Annotated in this window: 10 protein-coding genes and 1 pseudogene; 2 read left to right on the top strand and 9 right to left on the bottom strand. The window is 73.3% G+C overall.

The window, feature by feature from the left end; all coding sequences use genetic code 11:
- On the top strand, positions 1–728 hold a 728-nt coding region (locus CKO43_RS24170), incomplete at its 5' end, for a lipocalin family protein (RefSeq protein WP_200380248.1).
- Between the two features lie 25 nt (positions 729–753).
- Here the strand turns inward: CKO43_RS24170 and CKO43_RS24165 are convergent.
- The 6 genes and pseudogenes from CKO43_RS24165 to CKO43_RS24140 form a co-directional block, all read right to left on the bottom strand.
- Positions 754–891 carry a hypothetical protein gene (locus CKO43_RS24165; protein ID WP_200380247.1) on the bottom strand — a complete coding sequence of 46 codons (138 nt, stop codon included), beginning with the start codon at positions 889–891 and terminating at the stop codon, positions 754–756.
- Positions 892–921: 30 nt separating this feature from the next.
- Positions 922–1,296: a nuclear transport factor 2 family protein gene (locus tag CKO43_RS24160; RefSeq protein ID WP_200380249.1), complete on the bottom strand. Its 375-nt coding sequence runs from the start codon at positions 1,294–1,296 to the stop codon at positions 922–924.
- A 324-nt stretch (positions 1,297–1,620) separates the two neighbouring features.
- A pseudogene (locus CKO43_RS24155) lies at positions 1,621–1,776 on the bottom strand (amino acid ABC transporter ATP-binding protein); the annotation flags it as partial.
- A 101-nt stretch (positions 1,777–1,877) separates the two neighbouring features.
- A complete protein-coding gene (locus tag CKO43_RS24150) occupies positions 1,878–2,300 on the bottom strand; it encodes an aconitase X swivel domain-containing protein (protein ID WP_200232189.1) in 423 nt (140 codons plus the stop codon).
- Positions 2,297–3,535, bottom strand: coding sequence for an aconitase X (locus CKO43_RS24145; RefSeq protein ID WP_200232188.1), 1,239 nt, complete (start codon positions 3,533–3,535; stop codon positions 2,297–2,299). Before CKO43_RS24145 ends, CKO43_RS24150 begins: the two co-directional genes overlap by 4 nt.
- A gap of 2 nt (positions 3,536–3,537) precedes the next feature.
- Entirely contained in the window at positions 3,538–4,524 is a 987-nt protein-coding gene (locus CKO43_RS24140; RefSeq protein WP_200380246.1) for a Bug family tripartite tricarboxylate transporter substrate binding protein, read from the bottom strand.
- A 130-nt stretch (positions 4,525–4,654) separates the two neighbouring features.
- Here CKO43_RS24140 and CKO43_RS24135 point away from each other — a divergent pair, with 130 nt between their 5' ends.
- Positions 4,655–5,281: a TauD/TfdA dioxygenase family protein gene (locus CKO43_RS24135; protein WP_242481347.1), complete on the top strand. Its 627-nt coding sequence runs from the start codon at positions 4,655–4,657 to the stop codon at positions 5,279–5,281.
- A 52-nt stretch (positions 5,282–5,333) separates the two neighbouring features.
- Here CKO43_RS24135 and CKO43_RS24130 read toward each other — a convergent pair whose 3' ends face one another.
- The 3 genes from CKO43_RS24130 to CKO43_RS24120 all read right to left on the bottom strand — a co-directional run.
- Positions 5,334–6,545, bottom strand: a complete 1,212-nt coding sequence (locus tag CKO43_RS24130; RefSeq protein WP_200380244.1) for a radical SAM protein — start codon at positions 6,543–6,545, stop codon at positions 5,334–5,336.
- 29 nt (positions 6,546–6,574) lie between these two features.
- Entirely contained in the window at positions 6,575–7,801 is a 1,227-nt protein-coding gene (locus CKO43_RS24125; RefSeq protein WP_200380243.1) for a nitrogenase component 1, read from the bottom strand.
- On the bottom strand, positions 7,801–8,314 hold a 514-nt coding region (locus CKO43_RS24120), incomplete at its 5' end, for a nitrogenase component 1 (protein ID WP_200380242.1). The genes CKO43_RS24120 and CKO43_RS24125, both read right to left, overlap by 1 nt.

The raw sequence follows: 8,314 nt of genomic DNA, 5'->3' as shown, positions 1-8,314 counted from the left end.
GCGGCGCGCTGTGGTGGCTGCTGCGCCGCGGCGCCACGCCGGCGCCTGCGGCTCCGGCCGAGAGCACCCGTGCCGCGGCAGCTTCGCCGTCATCGCCGCTGCCGCCGATGGCCGGGCTGCTGGGCCTGGCCTGGCCGCTGCTGCCGGCGCGCTGGCGCACGCGGCTGAACCCGGGGCTGGTCGCGCTCGCCGTCGACCTGGGCTGGCCGCTGCTGCGCCGGCTGCTGCAGCGCCCGGCCTGGCCGGAGATGGCGACCGTCGAGCAGGTCGACCCGGCGCGTTTTGCCGGCCGCTGGCAGGAGCTGGCGCGCCTGGGGGCGGCAGCCACCGGGCCGCGGCCACCGAGCGTCGACTACCACCCGGGCGAAGACGGCGGCTTCAGCGTCGAGAGGCGCTGGCACGCAGCCGACGGCCAGGAACAAGGCGAACGCGGCGTCGCACGCGCCGTGCCGGGCAGTGGCGGCGCCAAGCTGGAGCTGAGTTTCGAGCCACCCTGGCTGCGGCTGCTGCCGCAGGCCTGGAGCGAACACCAGATCCTGGCGCTGGACCGCGCCTACACCGTGGCGCTGGTCGGCCACCCGAACCGGCGCGAGCTGACGGTGCTGGCACGCGGCGACGTGTCGCCGCCGATGCTGGACGCCTTGCTGGCAGTCGCCCGCGGCGAGGGCTTCGAGGTCGAGCGGCTGGGGTGGTGGGACGGCGCTGCGGCGGGCGAGCAGCCGCGCTAGCGTGGGTCGCGGCCGGCGATCGGGTTCACACCAGCCAGCCGTCCCAAGGCTTCTTGCCTGAGTGGTAGACGGCGCCGACGACGGCGAACACCGACAGCGCGGCGAACAGGCGGCCCCGGACACGCGATTGCGACGGCTCGGCCACGATGCGGATGGGTTTCATGGCCTTGCCGAGCTCACCGCGGGACTGCAGTCACCACACTTGCGCGGCTGCAGTTCCCTGATGATGGCGCAGTTGCCAGCCGGCGTCCGTCTTCACCCAGACGGAAGAACGCAGCGTGTGGCCGACCAGCCCGCGGCCCGCTTCCCCCTGCGCCGAGCGATAGCTGAGCAGCGCGACGCCGGGGCCCAGTTCCGCCAGCACGAAGGCATCGGACACCACCGGCGGTTGAGACGGCTGCGTGGCCAGGTAGGCGACGATGGTTTCGCGGTCGTAGGCGCGGCCGGAGCGGCCGACCTCGTGGAACTCCGGGTGCAACAGCTGCTCCAGCCGTTCGCGGCTGCAGCGAACGCCGGGGTGGTGGAGTTCGACTTCGAGGGCCTGGATCCGGTGGAGGAGATTTGACATGGGATGAGGCGCCGATTCGGGCGCACTGGCGAACTCCGACGCTGTCGGCTTGAACCCGATTCCACACGAAAGCGAGCCCATCGTATGAATCTGAACCCCGACAAGATAGACGCCGCCGTGCTGGCCCTGCTCTACCTCGGCCTGCACGACGGCAACCGTGCCTGGAAATCCTTCGACTGGGATGCGCTGGGCCGGCTGCACCAACGCGGTCTCATCTCCGACCCGGTGGGGCGCGCCAAGTCGGTCGAGTTCAGCCCCGAAGGCCTGCAACTCGCCGCCGAACGCCTGCAGGCGCTGTTCGGCGAACCGGGCTGACACCCGGGCCACGCGGTCGGCGACCTCGCGCGCAAAACCCATCTCGTGCGTGACGCAGACCATGGTCATGCCGTCGCGCGCCAGGCCGCGCATCACCGTCAGCAGCTCGCCGACCATCTCCGGGTCGAGCGCGCTCGTGGGCTCGTCGAACAGCATCAGCGGCGGACGAACCAGAACGGTGAGCCGCAGCGAGACGGCCAGCCCGTGCGGCAACCAGCCGTGGTACTGGCCGTGCAGCAGCAGATCGGGGGCGCGCGCCGGCGCGTTCAAGCAGGCGCGGCAAGCACCTCCAGCGTGCGCCGCCGCGGGTCCAGCCGCAGCCTCGAGCCGTGCGCCACCGCGGCGGTGACGTCGACGTCGAAGCCGGCCAGCAGCGTGACCTCGCCGAAGGCCGCGCCCTGGGCCAGGATCGGGTTCACGGTGTTCAGCACGATGGCCCGCGGCACCAGGCCGCGGCTGTGCATCTCGTGCAGCATCCAGGCGGTGGCGACGCCGCCCTTGGCCGTGTCCAGCACCAGGATGCGGTCGACGTAGGACTGGCCGGCCAGCGCATGCGTCGGGCGCGAGAACACGCCGGCAATGCGGTCCAGGTCGTAGCGCGCCGAGAAGCCGTCGTGGGCGACCAGCGCGAGCGCCTCGACCTCGCGTCCAAGCGCGTGCCGGGCCTGCAGCGTCAGCAGCGCGCTCATTGGGCGACCTCCCCCGTCTCGGCCGCGTCGACGCAGGCGGCCATCGAGCGCAGCACCGGCGCGTAGCCGTAGCCGCCGAGGATGTTGACGAGCTTGGCGCTGTTCGTCACCAGGCGGCGCCAGCCGCGCGCCTCGGCGATCTCGCGTGCATACGACTGGTAGAAGCACATGCCCGCGAGCACGCTGCCGCCGGCGTCTTCGATCGCCGCGGTGAATCCCAGCCGGTCGGCCTCGGGCTTGACCTGGGGGCTGGTCACCGCCAGCAGCGGGCGCACGAAACGCCGGCCCTCGCACAGGCCGGCCAGCGTGCGCAGCTCGAACAGGCTGAGCTGCGGCGCCGAGAACACGACGACGTCGACGCCGCCGTCGCCGGCCCAGCTGCGGCGCAGCGCCTGCACCTCGTCGCGGCCGAAACGCGCCGCCAGCGGCAGGCGCTCGCCGTCGACGTCGGCCAGGCGGCCGGCTTCGGGCGTGTAGCCGACGAGGTGGAACAGCGCGGTCGAGCCGAAGCTGGCCATGGCCGCGGCGAAGTGCTTGAGCTCGTCCGAGCTGGGCGGCCGCTCCAGCCCTTCGAGCACCGGCACCTGCCAGTAGTGGCCGGCCTGGCGGCCGACGACGGCGCCCAACGCGCCCCACTCGTCCAGCGTGCCGGGTGTCCAGTCGGTGCGCAGCCGCAGCGTCGCGCGCCGGTGTTCGTCCAGGTGATAGCCGTAGCGCGGCGTGCGCCCGGTCAGCGCCGCGGCCACCGCCGACGGCCCGCCCTCGAAGTTGGAGCGCGCGCCGCAGACCGAGTTGGAATACGAGACCACGCCGGTGTCGCCGAAGGCGACGTGCTCGCCACGGGTGGGCGCGGCGATGGTCTGGTAGTGGATGCAGGTATCGGTCATCGTCACGCCCAGGCGCTGGAAGGCGGCGATGGCACGCCGCTCCAGCGCCAGCATCCACTCGGCCTGGCCCAGTTCGCCGGCACGCGCGAAGTCGGTGCCGCGCGGGTCGGTGATGGTCGGCACCCGCACGCGCGGCGGCGCCCCCGGGCCGGCCGACAGCTGCTCCAGCCAGGCGACGCCGGCTTCGCCCAGGCTCTCGGTGTCGGCCATCACGTGCGCCTGCGTCACCGGCACCAGATCGGCGGCACCGAAGAATTCGCCGACGGCGACCTGGTGGGCGATGGCCTGGCGCAGCGCCTCGCCGCCGGCACCGGCCAGCAGCGCCTGCTCTTCGTCGTTCAGCCGCATCGTCAGTCCAGCGTCACGCCGGCGCCGTGCACCGCACGCGCCCACTTGCCGATCTCGGCCTTCTGGTAGGCGGCCAGCGCTGCCGGGCCATCGGGCGCCGGGTGCACCCCCAGGTTGCCCAACGCCTGCGCGAACTCGGCGCTGCGGGCGATGCGTTCGACCTCCTGCGCCAGGCGCGCGGCGACATCGGCCGGCAGCCGGGCGGGGGCGTAGACCGCCCACCAGGCGGTGGTCTCGAAGCCGGGGTAGCCGGACTCGGCGACGGTGGGCACGCCCGGCAGCACCGCGATGCGCTGGCGGCTTGTCACCGCCAGCGCGCGCAGCTTGCCGGCGGCGATGTGCGGCAGCACCGACTGCACCGGGTCGAACATCAGCGGGATCTGCCCGCCCAGCAGGTCGGTCAGCGCCGGCGCGCTGCCCTTGTAGGGCACGTGCGTCAGCTTGAGCCCGGCCACGCTCTCGAACAGCGCGCCGCTCAGATGCCCGGGCGTACCGTTGCCAGCCGAGCCGTAGGCGAACTTCTCCGGCGTCGCCTTGGCCTGGGCGACGAGTTCGGCCAGCGTGCGCACCGGCGACGACGCCGGCACGACGATGGCCACCGGCGCGTTCGCCAGCAGGCCCACCGGGGTGAAGTCCTGCACCGGGTCGTAGGGCAGGCGGCGGTACAGGCTGGGGTTGATCGCGTGCGTGCCGACGGTGGCCACGAGCAGCGTGTAACCGTCGGCCGGCGCCTTGGCGACGTAGTCGGCGGCGAGCGAGCCGCCGGCACCGCCCCGGTTGTCGACGACGACGCTCTGGCCGAGCGCGTCGCCGAGCTGGCGCGCCAGCGGGCGCGCGACGATGTCGGTCGGCCCGCCCGGCGGGAAAGGCACGACCAGGCGCAGCGGGTGATTGGGGTAGGCCTGGGCCCAGGCGGCCAGCGGTGCGGCGAGCGCGCAGCCGGCGGCGGCCACGAGCAGGCGGCGGCGGGGGTGATCGGGTCGGGACATGCTGTTTTCGTGTGGTGGACGGCCGCTGCGACGGCACGGGCTGCCGCAGCCGGGCCAGTCTGCCGGCCACCGCCTAAAGGCGTTGCGCCGCTTGCGCATGTCGATATGCGGCCGGCAGCTGGCGGCCCGCATGCGCATATCGATAGACGCCGACGTGGTGCTGATCGCCAACGTCGGCGGCGGCCTGCTCGGCAACGACGAGCTGCACGCACACTACGACCACCACTGGACGCCGCAGCCCTCGGCCTCGTCCTTTCTGCACGCGCTGGAAGTGCCTTCGCGCGGCGGCGACACCACCTGGATCAACGCCGTGCTCGCCTACGAGACGCTGGACGAGGCGACGCGGCGCGAGATCGACGATCTGCAGCTGATCACCTACAACCCCTTCCTGCGCCGGCTCAGGCCGCTGGCCTCGGGGCGTGCGCCGCTGTACCGCACGCCCGAGATCGAGCCGTTGTCGCCCTACGTCGCGCACCCGCTGGTGCGCACCCACCCCGACAGCGGCAAGCGCCTGCTCTACCTGGACACGCACACCGAGGTCGAGGTGCTGGGCTGGCCGGCACGCCGCGGCGCGGCGCTGGTCGAGCGGCTGCGCGCGCACCTGCTGCAGCCGCGCCTGGCCTACACCCACCGCTGGTCGGTCGGCGACCTGGTGTGGTGGGACAACCAGGCCACGATCCACAGCCGCTCGGCCTTCGAAGCCGGCGAGCGCCGCGTGATGAAACGCGTCAGCCTGGCCGGCACGCGCCCGTTCTGATCCCAGACGCATCCCCGCGGGTCCGGCCTGCGAGGCCGGACCCCGTTGCCCATCAAGCCGCGACCGACTCCTTCGCCCGTTCCTCGGCGAACACCGGCAGGCGCTCCTCCTCGATGCGAAAGAGGTCGTGCACCAGGGTCTGCGGCACCGCGGTAGCGTCGTAGAGCTGGTCGAAGCCGATGCCGACCTTCTGGTAGATGCGGTAGGTCTTGCGCGCCACGTCCAGGTGCCATTCGGGCTCGGGCGAGCGGTGGCCTTCGAGCGCCGAGCCCGGGTTCGGAATCCAGCCCGGCGAGATCGCGACCACGCCCTTGCCGGCCAGGATCTCGATGCCTTCCAGCGTCGACTCCTTGCTCTCCAGCCCGCCGACCATGTTCGAGCGCACGCGGTGCCGGCCGAAGACCTCGACGGCGTGTTCCAGCGCCCGCACCCAGTGGTCGCGGCCGCCGCACTCCTGCTCCTTGCCGGGGCAGTAGGCGCGGAAGAAGTGTTCGTTCCAGACCTCGATGTTGATCGCCAGCGTGCGGAAACCCGCCTCGCGGTACTTGGCGATGACGTCCAGGTCACGCGGCGCGCCGATGCAGGCGGTGCCGTTGAAGTCGTCCAGCCCGGTCGCGGCGCGGATCTCGTCGGCCACGTCCAGGTAGTAGTCGACCTCGCGCCGCTCGGGCACGAAGCCGCCGCTGATCGTCAGGTGGCGCGCGCCTTCGGCATAGGCGGCGGCCACGGTCTCGCCGATCTGGCGCGGGTACTTCCACTTCACGCCCTGGACCTCGCCGTACTTCTTCGCCGTCGCGTTGATGTTGCAGAACAGGCAGTCGCGGCTGGTGGCCTGCAGCGAGCACTCGTTGCTGTAGGCGACGAAGACGACACCGTCGGAGTTGTGCACCGCCACCGTGCGCATCGGCGTGCCGTCCGAGGTCTGGCGTGCGTAGTAGCCGGGGCGCTCGGGAAAGCGCACCGGCACCGCACGGCCGTCGCGGTCGACGACGTAGAAGCCGCGGCCGTCGTGCTCCAGGCGCCAGTTGGCGCGCCGGTCGACGTGGAACAGCGCGATCAGCCCGTGCGGCAGGATGAAGTACGGCGGCACGTCGATCTCGGCAGCCAGCTCTCGGTTGTACGAGAACAGGCAGTTCACGTTCTCCTGCGCCGCGCTGCCGAGTGCGATGCGGCGCAGCACCTCGGGGTGCACGCCGACGCCGTCCTGGGTCAGCTCGGCCTTCAGCGCCCACTCGTCGTACAGGCGTTCCTTCAGTGTCGACATGCTCTGCTCCTGCAGCAATAAAACGGGTATCAGTCGGCGGCCGCACGCGCGGCCAGGATGTCCTCGACCAGCGCCAGCGCGCCGCGCACGCCGACGTGGCTGCGCACCAGCGAAGGCCGGCGCAGCGGCGCCGCCACCTCCACCAGCGGCACACCGGCGGCACGCGCCAGCGGCGCTTCGAGCGCGCTGCCCAGCAGCGTGTCCCAGCCGGCGCGCGCCAGCGCCGCGGCCACCTCGTCGCTGCCGGCGGCATGGACCAGCGGCACGCCGGCGGCGGCTTCCAGCGCCGCGCGGCTGGCCTCGGGCGGCTGGTCGGTGACGACGACCACGGTCGGCTCCAGCCCCAGCGTGCCGGCGACGAAACGTGCCAGCCCGACGGCGGTAGCCGCAGGCGCGACGATGGCCACCCGCTCGGGCAGCTCGGCCAGCCAGCCGCGTTCGGCCGCGCCCTGCAGCGCGCGGCGCTGCTGCGCCTGCAGGCGCGCCGCGGCCGCGGCGACCACGGCTTCGTCCAGCGCCAGCGCCTCGCCCAGCCGCTCCAGCAGCAGCGCCGCGTCGACGCTGCCCACCGGGCGCCAGCCGAAGTCCACACGCAACACGCGGTGAGCCTGTTCGAGCCAGTCGGCAGCCGCCGCACCCCAGGGCGAGAGCACCAGGCTGGCACGCGAATGCGCCGCGGCGCGCCAGGCGCCGGCGCCCTCCCCGGCCAGGCGGCGGCTGGCGAGGCCTGCTTCGGCCAGCAGCGCCGCCAGTTCGTCCAGGTCGGCCTGCCAGTCCGGGTCCAGCCCCGGCACCAGGCCGAACAGGTTGACGTCGGCCGCATCGGCATCGGCCGCCGTCTCGGCGAGCGCGGCGTTCTCCAGCAGCGCACGCACGGCAGCCGCATGGCCGCTCCAGCCGTGGCCGCCAAAACCCGGCACCGAGACTGCGAACGCGGGGAAACGCTGTTCGCGCGCCTCCTTCAGCATCGCCGGCAGGTCGTCGCCGACGACCTCGGGCACGCAGCCGGCGAGCACGCCGTAGAGCGTGCCGGCATGCACCTGGACCGCGTTCTTCAGCTGCTCGCGCAAGCGCGAGCTGCCGCCGAAGACGACCTGCTTTTCCAGCAGCACCGTCGACGGCAGCGGCCGGCCCGTGGCCAGCGCCGCGCCGCAGCCGGCGTTGGCGTGCAGCACCGGCACGACGCCGTCGACCGCCTGCAGCAGCGCCAGCGCGCCCTGCAGCGCGCAGCCGTTGCGCTCGTGCAGCGCGCCCATCAGCGCACCTCCTGCTTGACGTACCAGTTGGGGCTGCGCGCCAGCCAGCCGGGCGTGTAGCCGCCGCTACGCTCGCCGCCGCCCAGGAAGGCGGCCAGCGCCGGCCGCGCCAGCCGGCGCGCGATCGCCTGCGCGACCCGTTCGACGCCTTCGTAGGCGACGATGGGCACGGCGCCCAGGTCCAGCACCGGGATGCCGAGCGCCAGCGCGTGCGCCGCCGGCCGGCCGCGCGTCAGCAGCAGCTCGGGCGCCAGCCGGCGCAGCAGCTGCGTCTCCTCGAAGGCCTGGTCCTCGCCGACCAGCACCGGACGCTCCGGCCCGGCGGCGGCCAGCGCCGCCAGCGCTGCGCGTTCACCCTCGCCGTAGGACGGCAGCACGAAACCGGCGGCCTGCAGCCCGAGTTCGGCCAGCAGCGCGTCGAAGGCCAGCGCCTGCGACGCCGGCAGCGCGACGGCGACGCGGGCACCGGCAAAACGCGCCAGCGGCGCCGCGACCTCGGCCAGCCGCTGTTCG

Origin of the sequence: Rubrivivax gelatinosus (assembly GCF_016583785.1) — a bacterium.
GTDB lineage: Bacteria > Pseudomonadota > Gammaproteobacteria > Burkholderiales > Burkholderiaceae_C > Rubrivivax > Rubrivivax gelatinosus_B.
Note: the sequence above shows the minus strand (reverse complement) of the source record. Positions and strands in the feature narration are given on the sequence as shown.